This window comes from Methylobacterium sp. XJLW, assembly GCF_003254375.1.
GTDB classification, from domain to species: domain Bacteria; phylum Pseudomonadota; class Alphaproteobacteria; order Rhizobiales; family Beijerinckiaceae; genus Methylobacterium; species Methylobacterium fujisawaense.
Genome location: NZ_CP016429.1, coordinates 5,114,203 through 5,132,500 on the forward strand (window position 1 = coordinate 5,114,203; position 18,298 = coordinate 5,132,500).

At 71.8% G+C, this 18,298-nt stretch carries 14 protein-coding genes (1 of these 14 cut by a window edge); 8 read left to right on the plus strand and 6 right to left on the minus strand.

All coding sequences use genetic code 11. The features are described from left to right. The first annotated feature begins 24 nt into the window (after positions 1-24). The 4 genes from A3862_RS23620 to A3862_RS23635 all read left to right on the plus strand — a co-directional run bounded on the left by A3862_RS23620 (position 25) and on the right by A3862_RS23635 (position 4,883). Positions 25-516, plus strand: coding sequence for a (2Fe-2S)-binding protein (locus A3862_RS23620; protein ID WP_111474030.1), 492 nt, complete (start codon positions 25-27; stop codon positions 514-516). Then, positions 513-1,556 carry an FAD binding domain-containing protein gene (locus tag A3862_RS23625; RefSeq protein ID WP_043756687.1) on the plus strand — a complete coding sequence of 348 codons (1,044 nt, stop codon included), beginning with the start codon at positions 513-515 and terminating at the stop codon, positions 1,554-1,556. Before A3862_RS23620 ends, A3862_RS23625 begins: the two co-directional genes overlap by 4 nt. A gap of 10 nt (positions 1,557-1,566) precedes the next feature. Beyond that, positions 1,567-3,831 carry a xanthine dehydrogenase family protein molybdopterin-binding subunit gene (locus tag A3862_RS23630; RefSeq protein ID WP_051044588.1) on the plus strand — a complete coding sequence of 755 codons (2,265 nt, stop codon included), beginning with the start codon at positions 1,567-1,569 and terminating at the stop codon, positions 3,829-3,831. A 116-nt stretch (positions 3,832-3,947) separates the two neighbouring features. After that, positions 3,948-4,883: a dihydrodipicolinate synthase family protein gene (locus tag A3862_RS23635; RefSeq protein ID WP_043345416.1), complete on the plus strand. Its 936-nt coding sequence runs from the start codon at positions 3,948-3,950 to the stop codon at positions 4,881-4,883. A 94-nt stretch (positions 4,884-4,977) separates the two neighbouring features. Here the strand turns inward: A3862_RS23635 and A3862_RS23640 are convergent, their stop codons facing one another. Further along, a complete protein-coding gene (locus A3862_RS23640) occupies positions 4,978-7,404 on the minus strand; it encodes a membrane-bound PQQ-dependent dehydrogenase, glucose/quinate/shikimate family (protein ID WP_043761080.1) in 2,427 nt (808 codons plus the stop codon). A gap of 257 nt (positions 7,405-7,661) precedes the next feature. Continuing rightward, the gene (locus tag A3862_RS23645) at positions 7,662-8,933 is read right to left on the minus strand and encodes an efflux RND transporter periplasmic adaptor subunit (protein ID WP_043756683.1); all 1,272 of its coding nucleotides are present in this window, start codon (positions 8,931-8,933) and stop codon (positions 7,662-7,664) included. Between the two features lie 191 nt (positions 8,934-9,124). Here A3862_RS23645 and A3862_RS23650 point away from each other — a divergent pair, with 191 nt between their 5' ends. From A3862_RS23650 to purD, 3 genes are all read left to right on the plus strand, one after another. Continuing rightward, positions 9,125-10,348 carry an oxalate decarboxylase family bicupin gene (locus A3862_RS23650; protein WP_043756682.1) on the plus strand — a complete coding sequence of 408 codons (1,224 nt, stop codon included), beginning with the start codon at positions 9,125-9,127 and terminating at the stop codon, positions 10,346-10,348. 84 nt (positions 10,349-10,432) lie between these two features. Then, on the plus strand, positions 10,433-10,780 hold the full coding sequence (locus tag A3862_RS23655; protein ID WP_043756681.1) for a hypothetical protein: 348 nt from the start codon (positions 10,433-10,435) through the stop codon (positions 10,778-10,780). 96 nt (positions 10,781-10,876) lie between these two features. After that, a complete protein-coding gene (gene purD / locus A3862_RS23660; protein ID WP_043385979.1) occupies positions 10,877-12,151 on the plus strand; it encodes a phosphoribosylamine--glycine ligase in 1,275 nt (424 codons plus the stop codon). Positions 12,152-12,324: 173 nt separating this feature from the next. On the opposite strand, the gene ggt is transcribed toward purD, so the two are convergent. Both ggt and A3862_RS23670 read right to left on the minus strand, forming a co-directional pair. After that, complete coding sequence (gene ggt, locus A3862_RS23665; RefSeq protein WP_043756680.1) at positions 12,325-14,094, minus strand: gamma-glutamyltransferase; 1,770 nt, start codon at positions 14,092-14,094, stop codon at positions 12,325-12,327. Positions 14,095-14,303: 209 nt separating this feature from the next. Next, positions 14,304-15,314 (minus strand): 1-aminocyclopropane-1-carboxylate deaminase, encoded by a 1,011-nt coding sequence (locus A3862_RS23670; RefSeq protein WP_043385983.1) that lies wholly within the window; start codon positions 15,312-15,314, stop codon positions 14,304-14,306. 254 nt (positions 15,315-15,568) lie between these two features. On the opposite strand from A3862_RS23670, the gene A3862_RS23675 reads away from it, so the two are divergent. Next, positions 15,569-16,033, plus strand: a complete 465-nt coding sequence (locus A3862_RS23675) for an Lrp/AsnC family transcriptional regulator (protein ID WP_043385985.1) — start codon at positions 15,569-15,571, stop codon at positions 16,031-16,033. Between the two features lie 38 nt (positions 16,034-16,071). Here the strand turns inward: A3862_RS23675 and A3862_RS23680 are convergent, their stop codons facing one another. Together A3862_RS23680 and A3862_RS23685 are read right to left on the minus strand one after the other, a co-directional pair. After that, positions 16,072-17,415: a replication-associated recombination protein A gene (locus A3862_RS23680; RefSeq protein ID WP_043756679.1), complete on the minus strand. Its 1,344-nt coding sequence runs from the start codon at positions 17,413-17,415 to the stop codon at positions 16,072-16,074. A gap of 99 nt (positions 17,416-17,514) precedes the next feature. Beyond that, positions 17,515-18,298, minus strand: the 3' portion of a protein-coding gene (locus A3862_RS23685; RefSeq protein ID WP_043347519.1) for a Do family serine endopeptidase. Its footprint extends 674 nt past the window's final position; only the last 784 of its 1,458 coding nucleotides appear in the window; its start codon lies beyond the right edge, outside the window; it ends in the stop codon at positions 17,515-17,517.

An 18,298-nucleotide genomic window follows, 5' to 3' on the forward strand; every position in this document is an offset into this window, starting at 1 on the left:
AGCCTTCGAAGCCGGGACCGCCGCATGACCATTCCCCTCAGGCTCACCCTGAACGGACAGCCGCGCGAGATCGCCCTCGACGATCCGCGCGTCACCCTCCTCGATCTCCTGCGCGAGCGCCTCGGCCTGACGGGCGCCAAGAAGGGCTGCGACCGCGGCCAGTGCGGCGCCTGCACGGTGCTGGTGGACGGGCGGCGCATCAACAGCTGCCTGACCCTCGCCGCGAGCCTCGACGGGGCCGAGGTGCTGACCATCGAGGGGCTCGCCGAGGGCGACCGGCTGCAGCCCGTCCAGGCGGCCTTCATCGCCCATGACGGCTTCCAGTGCGGCTTCTGCACCCCCGGCCAGATCATGAGCGCGGTCGGCCTGATCCGCGAGGGCCACGCCGGTACCGATCCGGAGCGCATCCGCGAGGGCATGAGCGGCAATCTCTGCCGCTGCGGCGCCTACGCGGGCATCCTGGAGGCCGTAAAGGACGCGGCCGGCCAAGCGGAGCACCGGGAGGACGCGGCGTGAGGACCTTCGACTACATCCGCCCGGCGAGCGTGCCGGAGGCCGTGGCGGCCGGGCAGGTTCCGGGTACCGCCTTCCTCGCCGCCGGCACCAACCTCGTCGACCTGATGAAGGGCGGCGTCGCCACCCCGGAGCGGGTCGTCGACATCACCCGGCTCCCCGGCCTGTCGTCGATCGAGCGGCTGCCGGACGGCGCCACCCGAATCGGCACGCTGGTGCGCAACAGCGACCTCGCCCACGACGCGATGTTCGAAAAAACCTACCCGATGGTGGCCGAGGCCCTGCTGGCCGGCGCCTCGGCGCAATTGCGCAACGCCGCCACGGTCGGCGGCAACCTGATGCAGCGCACCCGCTGCCCCTTCTTCACCGACGCGGTCTCGCCCTGCAACAAGCGCGCGCCCGGCTCCGGCTGCGCGGCCCTGGGGCACGCCACCCGCATCCACGCGGTCCAGGGCTGGAGCGATCACTGCATCGCCACCCACCCGTCCGATTTCTGCGTGCCGCTCGCCGCCCTCGACGCGGTGGTGGAGATCGCCGGGCCGGACGGCGCCCGGGAGGTACCGCTCACCGCGTTCCACCACCTCCCCGGCGACCATCCGGAGCGGGAGACGGAGCTGCAGCCGGGCGAGTTGATCACCGGCCTGCGCCTGCCCCCCGAGGCGGCGTCGTTCCGGGGCCATGCCCGCTATCTCAAGGTCCGCGACCGCACATCCTACGCCTTCGCGGTGGTCTCGGCGGCGGCCGCCCTCACCCTGGAGGCCGGCGGCCGGATCGGGCAGGCCCGGCTCGCCCTGGGCGGGCTGGCGCTGAAGCCCTGGCGGGTGGCGGAGGCCGAGGCGGCGCTCTCCGGACAGGCACCCTCCCCCGAGGCCTTCGCGAAGGCCGCCGCCGCGGCGCTGGCCGGCGCCAAGCCCACCGGCGAGGCCAACGCCTTCAAGATCGAGCTCGCCCGCCGGGTGGCGATCCGCGCGCTGACCCAGGCCGCCGCCGGGACGCCCGCCCGGATCCCGGCGCTCCCCGCCTCCCCGTTCGGCATCGTCTGAGGAGACCCGCATGACCGCGACCTCCACGCCCGCCTCGAACCGCCCCGCAGGCGCGATCCGGCACGGCTCCAGCATCGGCCAGCCGCTGACCCGGCGCGACGGCCCCCTCAAGGTGACGGGCCAGGCCCGCTTCTCCGCCGACAACCTGCCCCCCGGGACCCTCCACGCGGCGCTCTGCGTCGCCCGGATCGCCCGCGGTCGCGTCACCGGCCTCGATGTGGCCGCCGCCGAGGCCCATCCCGGCGTCGTGGCGGTGATGCGGCCGGGGCACGCCCCGGCGCTCGCCAAGGATCCGGATGCCAAGGACGGGCCGTTCACCTTCCGCCTCGACCTCCTGCAGAACGACCGGGTCCGCTACGCCAACCAGCCCATCGCCGTGGTGATCGCCGAGACCCTGGAGGCGGCCACCGAAGGGGCCCGGCTGCTCGCCCCGACCTACGCGGCCGAGACCCCGCGGATCGGGCTCGATTCCGGCGAGGCCTTCACGCCGGATTCGGTCGGCGTCGGCGCGCCGCCGGTGGAGACCGACGGCGACGTCGAGGCCGGGCTCGCGGCCGCGTCGAAGACGATCGCCGCCACCTACGAGACGCCGGCCCAGTACCACAATGCCATGGAGCCCCACGCGGCGGTGGCCAGCTGGGACGGGGACCGGCTGACGCTCCTGATGCCGACCCAGGCGCTCGCCATGTCGCAGGCCCGGCTCGCCGGCCTGTTCGGCATCCGCCCCGAGGACATCCACATCGACAGCCCCTATCTCGGCGGCGGTTTCGGCTCGAAGGGCGTGCCGGCCGGGCCGCAGGTGCTCGCCTGCATGGCGGCCAAGCTCGTGGGCCGGCCGGTGAAGCTCGTGCCGACCCGGACCCAGATGTACGGTCCCATGGGCCATCGCGGGCCGACCCGGCAGACGATCCGGCTCGGCGCCGACGCCGCCGGCAAGCTCACGGCGCTGGACCACCACATCCGCACCGCCTCGTCGAGCTTCGACGATTTCTTCGAGCCGGCGGGCCGGGCGACCAGCACCCTCTACGCGAGCCCCGCCATCGCCATCCGGCACGAGGCGGTGCGCCTCGACACCGGCACGCCGCTGTTCATGCGCGCCCCCGGCGAGGCCACCGGCAGCGTCGCCCTGGAGAGCGCGCTGGACGAGATGGCCTTCGCGCTCGGCATGGACCCGCTGGAGTTCCGGCTCGCCAACTACGCCGAGGTCGAGCCGATCACCGGCAAGCCGTTCTCCTCGAAGGCCCTGCGGGACTGCTACCGGCGGGGCGCCGAGGCCTTCGGCTGGGCCGGGCGGCCGCTCCAGCCCCGCCAGACCCGCGACAGGGACGGGTTCCTGGTCGGCACCGGCATGGGCACCGCCACCTTCCCGGCGCTGATCTTCGAGGGGATGGCCCGGGCCGAGATCCGCGCCGACGGCACCGGCACGGTGGAGCTCGGGGCGATCGACATGGGCCAGGGATCCTGGACGGCGCTCGCCCAGATCGCCGCCGACGGGCTCGGGATTGGGATGGACGCCCTCACCTTCAGGATGGGCTCCTCGGACCTGCCGAATGCCGGGATCGCGGGTGGCTCCGGCCACACCGCCACCGCCGGCGGCGCGATCCACGCGGCCGCCGCCGACGTGATCCGGCAGCTCGCGGAGCTGGCCACCAACGACCCCGCCTCCCCGCTCTACGGCGCCGGCAATGCCGGCGTCACCGCGGCGGACGGGCGGCTCACCCGGCGCGACGATCCGGGCCGGGGCGAGTCCGTCACGGACATCCTCAAGCGGGCCGGCCGCGCCAGCATCGAGGGCCAGGGCAAGGCCGGGGCCGATCCGGCCGCGCAGGCGTCCTACGCCATGCACGCCCACGGCGCGGTCTTCGCCGAGGTGAAGGTCGATCCCGATCTCGGCCAGATCCGGGTGAGCCGCCTCACCGGCGCCTTCGCGGCGGGCCGGGTGATCAACCCGCGCCTCGTCCAGAGCCAGTATTACGGCGGGATGATCTGGGGCCTGTCCTTCGCCCTGCACGAGCGGGCCGAGATGGATCCGCGGACCGGCCGCTTCCTCAACGACAACCTCGCCGAGTACCACGTGCCGGTGAACGCCGACGTGCCCGCCATGGAGGCGATCCTGGTCCACGAGGACGACGCGGTGGTGAACGCGCTCGGCGTGAAGGGCGTCGGCGAGATCGGCATCACCGGCACGGTGGGGGCCATCGCCAACGCGGTCTGGCACGCCACCGGCGTTCGGGTGCGCGAGATGCCGATCACCCTGGACAAGCTGCTGGGCTGACCGAACGGCCTGACCGAAGGCCGATCCCGTCCCGGGTGCGTCGCAGCGCCCGGGATTTTTGAGTATGGGCATACCCACCGGCGGCCGGCGGTCGCCGCAGCAGCACGGAGACCGGTATGCCTCTCACCAGCGACATTCGCGGCGTCGTGCCGATCGCCCCGACGCCGTTCCATCCGGATGGCCGGATCGACGAGGTCTCCCTCGACCGGATGACCGATTTCTTCGGGGCTGCGGCCGTCGACGGCCTGACGATCCTCGGCCAGCTCGGTGAGGCCGGCAAGCTCGACCACGCGGAGGGCCTCGCGGTGGCCAAGCGCGTCCTCGGGCGCACCCGGCTGCCGGTCATCGTCGGCGTCACGGCGCCGGGCTTCGCGGCCATGCGGGCCCTCGCCCGGGAGGTGATGGGGCTGGGCGCCGCCGGCGTGATGATCGCGCCGCCCAACACGCTGCGCACCGACGACCAGGTGGTCGGCTATTACCGCACCGCCGCCGAGGCGATCGGGCCGGACGTGCCCTTCGTGCTGCAGGATTACCCCCTCACCTTCTCGGTCCAGATGACCCCGGGGGTGATCCGCCGGATCGTGTCGGAGAACCCCTCCTGCGTGATGCTCAAGCACGAGGACTGGCCCGGCCTGGAGAAGATCTCGGCGCTGCGCGGCTTCGAGCGCGACGGCTCCATGCGCCACATCTCCATCCTCGTGGGGAATGGCGGCCTGTTCCTCGATTTCGAGACCGAGCGCGGCGCCGACGGGGCCAATACCGGCTACGCCTTCCCGGAGATGCTGGTCGACGTGGTCCGCCTCGGCCGGGCCGGCGAGCGCGACGCCGCCCACGACCTGTTCGACGCCCACCTCCCCTATCTGCGCTACGAGCAGCAGCAGGGCCCGCTGGGGCTCGCGGTGCGGAAATACGTGTTCATGCGCCGGGGAATTTTTTCATCTGACGCCCAGCGCAAGCCGTCGCAGGCGCTCACCGCGCAGGCGAAGGCCGAGGTCGAGTACCTGCTGGCCCGCCTCGCCCGCATCGACGCGCGGGCGCGGCTCGCGGGCTAGAACGCCCCCTGCCCGGTCGGAGAGCCGGGCCCTCCGGCGCCATCCGTTCCGGCGCGAGGCCGGCGATCCCCGGGCTCGCGCCGCGGGCGCCGGCTCACGGGAGCCGGAAGGCGATGACCGAATCGCCCGGCGTGGTGCCGAGCGAGCCGTGCCCGCCCGCCGCGATCACCACGTATTGCCGGCCGTCCTTGCCGCGATAGGTCATCGGCGTGGCCTGACCGCCGGCCGGCAGCGTCATGGACCACAGGACCGCCCCGGTCTGCATGTCGTAGCCGCGGATACGGTCGTCGAGCGTGGCGGCCGTGAACGCGACGCCGCCGGCCGTGGCCAGGGTGCCGCCATGGGCCAGCATACCCATGGCGAACGGGATCGGGACCGCGACCCCGCCGATCTTCTGCCCGGCGACGGTGCCGTTGCGGTGCCTCCAGGCGGTTGTGCCGTCCGCGAGGTTCACGCCGACCCGCACGCCCCAGGGCGGCGCGTTGCACGGGACGCCGAGGGCCGAGCGCATGTGCGCGATGGACACCGCGTAGGGGCCGCCGAGATTCTCGTTGCCCGGGGCGGAATCCGGATCGGTGGTGATGAGGCGCCGGTCGGGCTCGTTCGCCGGGCGCGGGAGCAGGCGGTAGAGGTAGGGCAGGTATTGCGGCGTCGCGATCATCCAGTGATGGACCGGATCGACGGCCACCGAGCCCCAGTTGAACACCCCGATATTGCCGGGCCAGATGATCGCGCCGCCTGACGCCTGCGGCGGCGTGAACGGGTTGCCGTCGTAGCGGTTCGACCGGAAGGCGAGCCGGCACTGGATCTGGTCGAAGGGCGTGACGCCCCACATGTCGGCCTCCCTCAGCGGCGCCGGCGTGAAGCGGAGCGACGAGACCGGCTGGACCGGAGACGGCGCCTCTCCCGGGATGTCGGTCCGGGTCGAGACCGAGACCTCGGAGACCGGCCGGATCGGAGCGCCGGTGCGGCGGTCGAGGACCCAGACATTGCCGACCTTGGTGGGGATCAGGATCGCCGGCACCGTCCCGTCGCCCTGCGGCAGGGTCAGGAGGACCGGCTGGGACGGGTTATCGCGGTCCCACAGGTCGTGATACGTGGTCCGGAAGGCCCAGCGCAGCCTGCCGGTCTCCAGGTCGAGAGCCGCCAGGGCGTCGACGAGGGCCTCGTCCGCCTTCGACCGGGACACGCCGACCTGATCGGGCGCCCGGTTGCCGAACGGCACGTAGACGAGCCCCAGAGCCTCGTCGGCCGAAAACTGCGTCCAGGCCACCGCCGAGTTGGGCTCGTAGAGCGCACCGGGCTGCAGCGGTTCGGTCGCGTCGGGCTTGCCGGCGTCGAACTTCCAGACGATCGCGCCGGTGCGCACGTCGAAGGCGCGGATCACGCCCGACGGATTCTCCGCGTAGTAATTGTCGGCGATCGCGCTCCCGAGGACGACGAGGTTCCGGGTCACCAGCGGCGCCGAGGTCTGCTGATAGGCGGCACGCCGGAGGTTCGGCATCTGCGCCGTCAGATCGACGAACCCGTCCGCCCCGAAGGTCCGGCACGGGAGTCCGGTATCGGCATTCAGCGCGTAGAGCCGCGCATCGACCGAGGCGGCGATGATCCGGCGCGGGCATTCGGCGACCGCCGCCGCGACGGCGCCCGCCGTCGCCGGATCCGCCTCCGCCGGCGGCGCGTAGCCGGTCGAGTCGTTGTAGGACACGCCGCGACAGGTCTGGTGCTGGTACTGGCCGTCCCGCGCCATCTGCGGGTCGAAGGCCCAGACCAGCCGGCCGGTCTCGGGTTCCAGGGCCTGCACGATGTTGTGGGGCGTGCAGAGATAGAGCAGCCCGTTCACCTTGATCGGCGTGGCCTCGAAGGTGAATTCCTTCGAATCCGTCCGGCTGTCGCCGCGCAGGTCGCCCGTATGGTGCTCCCAGGCCACCGTGAGGCCCTGGACATTGCCCACGGTGATGTCCTCGAGGGCCGAGTAGCGCTGGCCGAGATTGGTGCCGCCATAGGCGACCCAGTCGTCGGCCGGATAGGGGACGCCGCTCGGATCGACGGCGGCCCTCGCCTCCGCGACCTTCGGCAGGATGCCGTGCGTCTCGACCGGATCGACGAACCAGGAAGCGGTGCTCGCGGCCGCGATGAGCAGGACGACGGCCCGGAGGGCGAGCGGGCCGTTTCCGAGGCTCGGCGCCCAGGCCCGTTCGGGCGCGTCCCGCAGGCGATGCACCACGACGGGCAGGCAGAGGACCAGGCCGAGGGCGAAGATCAGGGCGCCGCGCGGGATCCATTGCCATTTGTCGAGCCCGACCTCGACGATCGTCCAGATGAAGGACGCCGCCAGAATCAGGGCATAGATCCAGAGGCCGCTCTGGCGGCGCCGGGCCAGCTGGATGCCGGAGGCCAGCAAACCGACCCCCAGGGCGAGGTAGAACGACGATCCCCCCGCGAAGGCCAGCTTCGCCCCGAAGAATGCCAGGGCCAGGCCAAGCAGCGCGAGCGATAATGCGAGGGTTCCGAGTGCCACGGCGATCAACCTGATCCTTGAGCCAGCCGGCCATGACGGCGCCGGGGGGCGACCCCGCGGCGGAGCACCGTCTGTCCGACGGCTTATGCCGGTTGTGGCTGTCCCAAGGCTGGACATGTCCCAAGGCTGGACAGGCCCGCCTGCAGGGGGGCCTGACGCCCGGCAGGCAGCAGCGGCAGGCAGCAGCGGCAGGCAGCAGCGGCAGGCAGCAGAGGCAGGCTACGGCGGCCGGATCGCCCTGGACCGCGTGCCGCCGTTCACGCCCCCGCCTTGTCCTCCGGACGCAGGACGACCCTGTCACCGTCGCGCAATGAGGCCGGCGGCCCCACGACGACGCGCTCGCCGCCGTTCAGGCCGTCGCGCAACTCCAGCAGCGTGCGCGTCTGGCGGAAGATCGTGACCGGGCGCATCCGCACCACGCCGGTCCCGTCCCCGGCCGGCTCGATCATCGCCACGCGGGTCCCGTGCTGGTCGAAGATCAGGGCCTCGTTCGGCACCGTCACGGCGGGCGAGGACCGGGGGATCTCCAAAGTGACGGTGATGTAGAGCCCGGCTCGCAACGTGCCGTCCGGATTGGGGAGGTCGACCTGGGTCGCCAGCGTCCGCGCGGTGGAGAGCAGGGTCGTCGACGAGCGCGAGACCTTGCCGGGGAAGACCCTGCCGGGGATCTGCGCCACCTCGACCCTGGCGTCGAGTCCGTCGCGGACGTCGTCGGCGGCGTAGAGCGGCACGTTCACCGCCATGCGCAGCACGTCGTCCCGCGCCAGGGTCAGGAGCGGCGCGCCCGTGTTCGTGTCCGCCGTCACCGCGTCGCCGACATCGTTGTTGCGGGTGGTCACCACCCCGTCGAAGGGCGCGCGGATCTCCTCGAAGCCGGTCAGGACCTTGAGCCGGGCGACCTGCGCCTCCTGCGCGGCGATGTTGGCCTCGGCCACCTTCACGGCCGCCTTGGCGGCGTCGACATTGGCGGTCTGCGCCAGCACCCCGGCCTGGGAGGTGTCGGCGTTCTGCCGGGTCTCGACCCCGGTGCCGGCGAGCGTCGCGGTCCGCCGGTTGGTCACGTCGGCGAGGTGACGGTTGGCCTCGGCCTGGTCGACCATCGCCCGTGCCTGAATCAGCGCCGCCTGGAGCTGAAGCGCCTGCGACTGCGCCTGGACCAGCTGCTGGTCGAGGTCGGGCGCGCTGATCCGGAACAGCAGGTCGCCCTTCTTCACGTGCGTGCCGATATCGACCTTGCGCTCGACGATGTAGCCGGTCGCCCGTGGATAGAGGCCGGCGGTATCGAAGGCTTGGGTGGTGCCCGTCTGGGTCAGGCTGAAGGTGTCGGAGGCCCGGGCGGCCCGGGCGACCCGCACAGCCGGTGGCTTTGCCGCGGCAGCCGGTTCCGAGCTCGCCGCCCGGGACTGTTCCGGCCAGTGGCGGTAGCCGAGGAGACCCGCGCCCGCCAGCGCGAGCAGGGCGATCCACAGGCGGCCGTGGGACGCGGCGCGGCCGGCCTCGCCCGCGGCTGAACTGTCCCGATCCGCCATCCTCGCCCTCGGGTCGCGCCCCGTGCACCGCTCGGGCGCTCGTCCCCCAATCGGGACGCGTCTGATCGTGCATTCAAGATATAGATCGCGCGCAGGCTCCGGGCGAGATGCCGCACTGCACGATGGTGCCCCGTTGCGGATCCTCCCGGCCGGCGTCCGGTTACCCTGCGACAGAGCAGGGACCGAGTGCGATGTCCGAGATTTCCAGGCGTGCCGTCATCGCCGTCGGCGGCGCGATGGTGGCGTCCTCCGCTGCGGCGCAATCCGCCGGGCCGGCCGCGCCCCTCCCCGAGCGCCGGGGCAAGGGCGCCGATATCCTGGGGCCGCAGAATAAGCCCCGGGCGGCCGAGGAGCCGTTCACCCTGGCGCCGCCCGGCACCGACCACGGCACGATGCCGAACCTGAAATGGTCGTTCAGCGACAGCCACATGCGACTGGAGGAGGGAGGCTGGGCGCGCCAGACCACGATCCGCGAGCTGCCGGTCTCGAAGGCCATGGCGGGGGTCAACATGCGGCTCAAGGCCGGCGCGGTCCGCGAGATGCACTGGCACAAGGAGGCCGAGTGGGCCTACATGATCAAGGGCAAGGCCCGGATCACCGCGGTCGACCAAGACGGCCGCACCTTCGCGGACGATGTCGGCGCGGGCGATCTCTGGTACTTCCCGGGCGGCATCCCGCACTCGATCCAAGGGCTCGCCGCCGACGGGATCGACGGCTGCGAGTTCCTGCTCGTGTTCGACGACGGCGGCTTCTCGGAGGATTCCACCTTCCTGCTGACCGACTGGCTGGCGCACACGCCCAAGGACGTGCTCGCGAAGAATTTCGGCCTGCCCGAGAGCGCCTTCGCCCGGATCCCCGAGAAGGAGCTCTACATCTTCCCCGGGCCGAAGCCCGGCCCGCTCACGGCCGACCGGATGGGCGGCTCGGGCCCGGTGCCGAAGTCGTTCAGCCACCGGATGCTGGCGCAGGAGCCGATCCGCACCCGGGGCGGCAGCGTGCGCATCACCGATTCCACGGTGTTCCCGGCCTCCGTGACGATCGCCGCAGCGCTGGTCGAGGTCGAGCCCGGGGGCCTGCGCGAGCTGCACTGGCACCCGAATGGCGACGAATGGCAGTACTACCTCTCGGGCAAGGGCCGGATGACCGTGTTCGGCTCGGAATCGAAGGCCCGGACCTTCGACTACCAGGCCGGCGATGTGGGCTATGTGCCCTTCGCCATGGGCCATTACATCGAGAATACCGGCGACACGACACTGACCTTCTTGGAGATCTTCAAGAGCCCGCGCTATGCCGATATCTCCCTGACCCAGTGGCTGGCTCTGACCCCGCATCCTCTGGTCCAGGCGCATACCGGGCTGGATGCCAAGCTGGTCGCGACCCTTCCGGAGACGAAATCCCCGGTCGTGCCGGGTTGACGCGGCCCGGAACCCGGACCGATCCTGGCGCGTCGAGTTCGAAAGACCACACGATACATCGCGATACGTTGCACCGAGGGACCCATGCGCCCCGCATCCCGCGCGCTCCTCGCCCTGGCGCTCGCCCTCCCGGCCGGCGCCGCCCAGGCCCAGGTGCAGCAGAACGACCCGAACGCCGCCAACGCCTCGTTCGCCCTGCAGGGTCAGATCCGGGCGCTCAACCAGCAGCGGGTCTCGGACTTCAATACGCTGAACCAGACGATCCAGCGCAACGTCCAATTCGAGTCCTTCGGACCCGTCCTGCCCTATCGCGGCATCCGGGGGGGAGTCCGGAGGGGAATCCATGGAGGCCGTCATCTCGGTCGCCACGGGGGTGGGCTGCGCGGTAGCGTCAACACGGGCGTCAACACGGGCGTCTGCATCGGCTGCTGAGCGGCCGGGATATCCGCGCAGAGCGGGGACAGCCCGAAAAAAACCTTTGCCCACCGGCAGGCTTCGCCCACAAGCTCGGTCCATGGTGGCGTGCGCATGAACATTCTCCTGATCGGCTCCGGCGGCCGTGAACACGCCCTGGCGTGGCGGCTGGCCCAGAGCCCCCTCTGCACGCGCCTGTTCACGGCGCCCGGCAATCCCGGCACGGCCCGCCATGGGACGAACCGGCCGGACCTGGCCGTCACGGACCACGCGGCGGTGGCGGCCTTCTGCACGGCGGAATCGATCGGCCTCGTGGTGGTCGGGCCGGAAGCTCCCCTGGTCGCCGGGCTGGTGGACGACCTGAAGGCTGCCGGGATCCGTGCCTTCGGGCCGACCCGCGACGCCGCCCGGCTCGAGGGATCGAAGGGGTTCACCAAGGACCTGTGCGCTGCCTGCGGCATCCCCACCGCCGCCTTCGCACGCTTTACCGAACTGGAGCCGGCGCTGGCTTATGTCCGGCAGCAGGGGGCCCCGATCGTCGTGAAGGCGGATGGCCTCGCCGCCGGCAAGGGCGTCACCGTGGCCGAGACCCTCGACCAGGCCGAGGACGCGCTGACCGCCCTGTTCGCCGAGCCCGGCGCCGAGGTGGTGGTCGAGGAGTGCCTGTTCGGCGAGGAGGCGAGCTTCTTCGCCCTGTGCGACGGCACGCGGGCCATCTCCCTCGGCACCGCCCAGGACCACAAGCGGGTCTTCGACGGCGACCGCGGTCCCAACACCGGCGGCATGGGCGCCTATTCCCCCGCCCGGGTGGTCACTCCGGAGATCGAGGCCCGGGTGATGGCCGAGATCATCGCGCCGACGCTCGCCGGCATGCGGGCGCGGGGCTGCCCGTTCACCGGCATCCTCTATGCCGGCCTGATGCTCACCGCCGACGGCCCCAAGCTGATCGAGTACAACACCCGTTTCGGCGACCCCGAGGCGCAGGTGCTGATGCCGCGCCTCGCCTCCGACCTCGTGCCGGCGCTGCTCTCGGCCTGCGAGGGCGACCTCTCCGGCGTAAGCCTGGAATTCGACGCCCAGCGGGCCGCCCTCACCGTGGTGATGGCGGCGGCGGGCTATCCGGGTGCCGTGGTCCGGGGATCGGTGATCCGGGGCGTCGATGGGGCCGAAGGCGACGGGGTTCACGTCTTTCAGGCCGGCACCCGGGCCGAGGGCGGGCAGCTCCTGGCCGATGGCGGCCGGGTCCTGGCGGTCACGGCGCTCGGCGACAGCGTCACGGACGCTCAAGGTCGCGCCTACGCGGCGGTGGCCCGGATCGACTGGCCGGAGGGTTTCTGCCGGCGCGACATCGGGTTCCGGGCGGTGGCACGGGAGGCCGGAGAGGGCTGAGCGGCAGGGTCCGCGGGCGCACGAGCCCGGGCCCTCCCCCTTTTCCGAGCGCACCGCAGGCGCGCCCCGCATCGGCCGGTAGATCCGCGCCTGCACCGTTGAGGGTGCTGGTGAGCGGGTTCCGCCGCGCGGTTGCGCCACGACGGGGTTGTTCCGATACAGCCGACCGCGCCCTATTCTCCAACCGCCGCGCCGGCGGGCCTCCGGTTGTCGTTGGCGCCGTAGAGCAGTCCCGGCCGCATCCCCTGCGTGCGCGAAGCGTCGTTGCCCGAGGACGTCGCCTCGGGGAGCGCGGGCGCCGCGGCGCGTACCGCGATCAGCTCCTGCGCCCCCCAGGGCTTCTGCTCGACGAGCGTGTGGCCCATGCTCCGCAGGATCGCTTGCGTGTCCGCCGAGAGCGCGAAGGGCTCGGCGTAGACCGTGTCGGGCAGCCACTGGTGGTGGATGCGCGGGGCGTCCACGGCCTCCTGCGGCGCCATGCCGAAATCCAGCATGTTGATCAGCGTCTGCGCGGTGATCGTGATGATCCGCGAGCCCCCCGGCGAGCCCGCCACCAGCGCGACCTTGCCGTCCCGCAGCACGATCGTGGGCGCCATGGAGGAGAGCGGGCGCTTGCCGGGCTCGATCGCGTTCTTCGTCCCCTGCACGAGGCCGAACAGGTTCGGCACCCCGGTCTTGACGGTGAAGTCGTCCATCTCGTCGTTGAGGAAGAACCCCGTATCGGCGGCGATCACCCCGGCGCCGAAATAGCCGTTGATCGTGTAGGTCAGCGCGGCCGCGTTGCCGGCCTTGTCCATCACCGAGATGTGGGTGGTCTCGGCCCGCTCCCGCGTCTCCAGGCCGGGATCCGGGCGGATCTCGGAGGACGGGGTCGCCCGGTCCGGGCGGATCGAGGCCCGGAGCGTCTCCGCATAGGCCGGCGACAGGAGCCGGTCGACCGGGTTCGCCACGAAGGCCGGATCGCCGAGCAGCAGGTTGCGGTCGGCATAGGCGCGCCGCATGGCCTCGACCATCAGGTGCACGCTTCGCGCGGAGTTGAACCCCGCCGCCCGCAGGTCGTAGCCGTCGAGGATGCCGAGGATCTCGCAGAGCGTGGTGCCGCCCGACGAGGGCGGCGGCGCCGACAGGACGGTGGCGCCCCGGTAGCGGCAGGTCAGCGGCTCGGATTGCGTTACCGTGTAGGCGGCGAAGTCGGCCGCCGTCAGCAGGCCGCCGCCCGCCCGTGAGGCCGCCTCGACGGCCTCGGGGATCGCACCCTTGTAGAACGCGTCCGAGCCGTGATCGGCGATGGCCTGGAGGGTCCGGGCGAGGTCGGCCTGGACAAGCCGGTCCCCGGGGCGCCAGGGGCTGCCGTCCGGGCGCAGGAAGATCCGGGCGACGTTGGCCTGGGCTGCGAACAGCGTGGTGCCGGATTCGAGGATGTCGGTGTCGCCCCGGGTCAGCACGAACCCATCCCGGGCGAGCGCGATCGCCGGCGCCATCACCCGGGTCAGCGGCAGGGTGCCGTATTCGGCCAGCGCGGTGTTGAGGCCGAGCACGGTCCCGGGCACGCCGGCCGCCTTCCAGCCGCGCAGGCTCGCGCCCTTCACCACGGTGCCGGTCGCGTCGAGGTACATGTCCCGGGTCGCGGCGGCCGGGGCGGTCTCGCGGAAATTGACGAAGCGGCTGCGCCCGTCGGCGGCGTGCAGCACCAGGAAGCCGCCGCCGCCGAGATTGCCGCAGCAGGGGTTCACCACCGCCTCGGCATAGGCCACCGCCACCGCGGCATCCACGGCGTTGCCGCCGGCCCGGAGGATGTCGGCGCCTACCTGCGAGGCGAGGCGCTGCGACGAGACCACCATCCCGTTCTCGGCCTCCACGGCCGGCCCCGAGGCGGCCCGCGCGGCGGGGCCGCCCAGGGCGAGCAGGGCGGCCAGGAGCAGCGCGCGTGCCGGTGCGATCATCCCTGCCCTCTCCGGTGCGGGTCCCGCGCCGCCATATAGGGGACTGCAGGCCAGAGTCGCGGCCTCCACCCTCCCCCTCATCCCGAGGCGCAGCGGAGGCCTCGAAGGAGCCTTCCAGAGGACGCTGCGATCCCTGGAGCCCTTCTTCGAGGCCCGCTGCGCGGTCACCTCAGGATGAGGCGATGGATGGGAGGCGCGTTCGCCCCGGCTCAGCCATTGCGGAACGTGTAGCTGTAGCCGTTCAGCGCCGGGGCGCCGCCGAGATGGGCGTAGAGCACCTTCGAGCCCTTCGGGAAGAATCCCTTCTTCACGAGGTCGATCATGCCCTGCATCGACTTCCCCTCGTAGACCGGGTCGGTGATCATCCCCTCGAGCCGGGCCGAGAGCCGGATCGCTTCCACGGTCTCCTGCGAGGGCACGCCGTAGACCGGGTAGGCGTAGTCCTCGTTGAGCACCACGTCGTCGGCGACGATGTCGCCCGCGCCGACCAGGGCGGCGGTGTTCTGCGCGATGTCGAGGACCTGGGCCTTGGTCTGGGCCGGGGTGCAGGAGGCGTCGATGCCGATGACGTTGCGGGCGCGCCCGTCGGCGGAGAAGCCCACCAGCATGCCGGCATGGGTCGAGCCCGTGACCGTGCAGACCACCACGTAGTCGAAGCGCAGGCCCATCTCGGCCTCCTGCTTGCGCACCTCCTCGGCGAAGCCGACATAGCCGAGCCCGCCGTATTTGTGCACCGAGGCGCCGGCCGGGATCGCGTAGGGCTTGCCGCCTTCGGCCTCGACCTCGGCGAGCGCCCGCTTCCAGCTGTCGCGGATGCCGATGTCGAATCCGTCATCCACGAGCTGCGTCTGCGCGCCCATGATCCGCGACAGGAGGATGTTGCCGACCCGGTCGTAGACGGCGTCCTCGTGGGGCACCCAGGCCTCCTGGATCAGCCGGCACTTCATGCCGATCTTGGCGGCGACCGCCGCGACCATGCGGGTGTGGTTCGACTGCACGCCGCCGATCGACACCAGCGTGTCGGCGCCGCTCTTGATCGCGTCCGGGACGATGTATTCGAGCTTGCGCAGCTTGTTGCCGCCATAGGCGAGGCCGGAATTGCAATCCTCGCGCTTGGCGAAGATCTCAACCTCGCCGCCGAGATGAGCCGTCAGGCGCTTGAGCGGCTCGATCGGCGTCGGGCCGAAGGTCAGGGGATAGCGCTCGAACTGTGCCAGCATCGGGTCTCTCCAGATCTCGGGACGCGCCCGGGGGCAGGAGCGGTCTCCGTCCGGCCCGGATGCATCGAGGCGAGGCCCCGAGAACGACCGGGCCGTGAGGTCCCGGCTCCTATCTTCGAGGCGCAGGGAAAATTACCCGATTTGCAATGAAAGGTGCTCTCGATCTTTGGGCGTCGAAGGCCGGTCTCTTGCGTTGCCAAGCCAAACTCACGCAGGAAAGTCCGGTTTTCCAGTCGAACATGAAAGAATCGTCCATGTCCGAAGGGCTCGACCGGATCGACCAGAAGATCCTGCGCCTGCTCCAGGCGGACGGTCGGATGGCCAATGCCGAGATCGCCGAGCGGGTCGGCACCAGCGCGGCCACCTGCCACCGCCGGATCCAGCGCCTGTTCGCGGACGGGTTCGTGCGGGCGGTCCGGGCGCTGATCGATCCGATGCGGGTCGGACGCGGTACCCTGGTCTTCGTCGGCGTCGTGCTCGACCGCTCGACCCCCGAGAGCTTTTCCGAATTCGAGGCTGCCGTGCGGGCGATTCCCGTGCTCCTCGACTGCCATCTCGTGGCCGGCGACTTCGACTACATGCTGAAGATCCGGGTCTCCGACATGGCCGACTTCAACCGCCTCCACAGCGCCACGCTGATCGGCCTGCCGGGGGTGCGCCAGACCCGGACCTTCTTCGTGATGAAGGAGGTGATCGACAACGCGCCCCTCGACCTATGACGCTGTCTTCGCTGCGCTCGCGATGACGTCGGACGCCTCTACGCCTCCCCGCGCCGTTGCTTGCGCAGAGCCTCCCACCGGTCGAGGCGCTCGGCGAGGCGGGTCTCGTAGCCGCGCTCGGTGGGCTCGTAGAGGTGCTGGCGCCCCAGCGCGTCGGGCCAGTAATCCTGTCCCGAGAAGGCATCGGGCTCGTCGTGGTCGTAGCGGTAGCCCTCGCCGTAGCCGATCCGCTTCATCAGCTTGGTCGGCGCGTTGAGGATGGTCCGCGGCGGCGGCAGGGAGCCCGCCTCCTTGGCGAGCCGGGTCGCGGCCTTGTAGGCGGTGTAGACCGCGTTCGATTTCGGCGCGCAGGCGAGGTAGATCGCCGCCTGGGCGAGCGCCAGCTCCCCCTCCGGACTGCCGAGGAAGTCGAAGGCGTCCTTGGCGGCGTTGGCCACCACCAGGGCCTGCGGGTCGGCGAGCCCGATATCCTCCACCGCCATGCGCACCAGCCGGCGGGCGATGAACAGCCGGTCCTCCCCGGCATCGAGCATCCGGCAGAGATAATAGAGCGCCGCGTCCGGATCCGAGCCGCGCACGGTCTTATGCAGGGCCGAGATCAGGTTGTAGTGGCCCTCCTGCGCCTTGTCGTAGATCGGCGCCCGCCGCTGCACGATGGCCTGCAGGGCCTCCGCGTCGAGAGTCTCCCCCGGTTGCGCCGAGCGCCACACCTCCTCCGCCAGGGTCAGGGCCGCCCGCCCGTCGCCGTCGGCCATGCGGACCAGCACGTCGCGCGCCTCCTCGGTGAGCGGCAGGGCTCGGCCCGTCAGCGCCTCGGCCCGCACCAGCAGCCGCGCGATGGCGCCCGGATCGAGGGCCCGGAACAGCAGCACCCGGGCCCGGGACAGGAGCGCGGCGTTCAGCTCGAACGAGGGGTTCTCCGTCGTCGCCCCCACCAGCGTGACGGTGCCGTCCTCCATGACCGGCAGGAAGGCGTCGAGCTGCGCCCGGTTGAACCGGTGGATCTCGTCGACGAACAGCAGGGTCGCCTGTCCGGTCGCCCGGCGCTTGCGCGCGGCCTCGAACACCTTGCGCAGGTCGGGCACGCCCGAGAAGATCGCCGAGATCTGCTCGAAATGCAGGTCCGTGCCCTGCGCCAGCAGCCGCGCCACGGTGGTCTTGCCGGTGCCGGGCGGTCCCCAGAAGATCAGCGAGCCGAGGCTGCGCCCGCGCAGCAGGCGCGTGAGCGCCCCGCCCTCCCCGGTCAGGTGCTCCTGGCCGACGACCTCGGCAAGGCTCTGCGGCCGCAGGCGGTCTGCGAGGGGGCGGCCCGCCTCGGTGCCGGAGGCGCGGCCGGAATCCGGCGCGGAGGGCGGCTCCGCGGAAGCGAACAGGTCGGACATCTGCGCATCAACACCGGGCGCGACCGGCGGCGCAAGCGGCGCGCCCGACCTTGCCCACGCTTGCCCACGGTCGCGAGCCGGTGCCGGGCTCGCCCGGGATCAGCCGCCGAACACCGAGGTCAGGACCTCGCCGTTGCGGTTGATCGCCACTTCCCAGGAATTGAGGCTGTTGCGGGTGACCCGGTCGAGATCCTTGGTGGTCGCCATCGGCACGCCGTTGACCGCTACGATCACGTCCCCCTTCTGCAGCCCCACCCGGGCGGCGATGGAGTTCTCGTCCACGGCCTGCACGGCCACACCGTCGGCGGGGAAATCGACCTGCATCTCCTCGGCCACCGCAGGCGAGGTGTTCACGAGCGTCGCGCCCAGGAACGGCGAGCGGGTCTTCACCTTGAGCATGTCCCGCGGCCGCGTCTCCGGCGCCGGAGCGAGCTTGACCGCCACCGTCTGGCGGGTCGTGCCGCGCAGGATCCCGAACCGGGCGTTGCCCTGGATGCCCTTGAGGGCGAAGCGGTAGCCGAAGGCCTCCGGGTCGGCCACTTCCTGGCCGTCGACGGTGAGGATCAGGTCGCCGCGCTTCAGGCCCGCCTCCTCGGCGGGGCTCTTGGCCTGCAGGCTCGCCACCAGCACGCCGGTCGGGTGGTCGAGGCCCATGCTGTCGGCGATGTCGGGGGTCACGCTCTGGATGCGCGCGCCGAGCCAGGGCCGGCGCACGATGCCCGCGCCGTCGCGGGCGGCATCGACCACGGCCTTGACCATGCCCACGGGAATCGCGAAGCCGATGCCGTGGCTTCCGCCCGACTGCGAGTAGATCGCGGTGTTGATGCCCACGAGCTGGCCGCGCAGATCGACCAGCGCCCCGCCCGAATTGCCCGGGTTGATC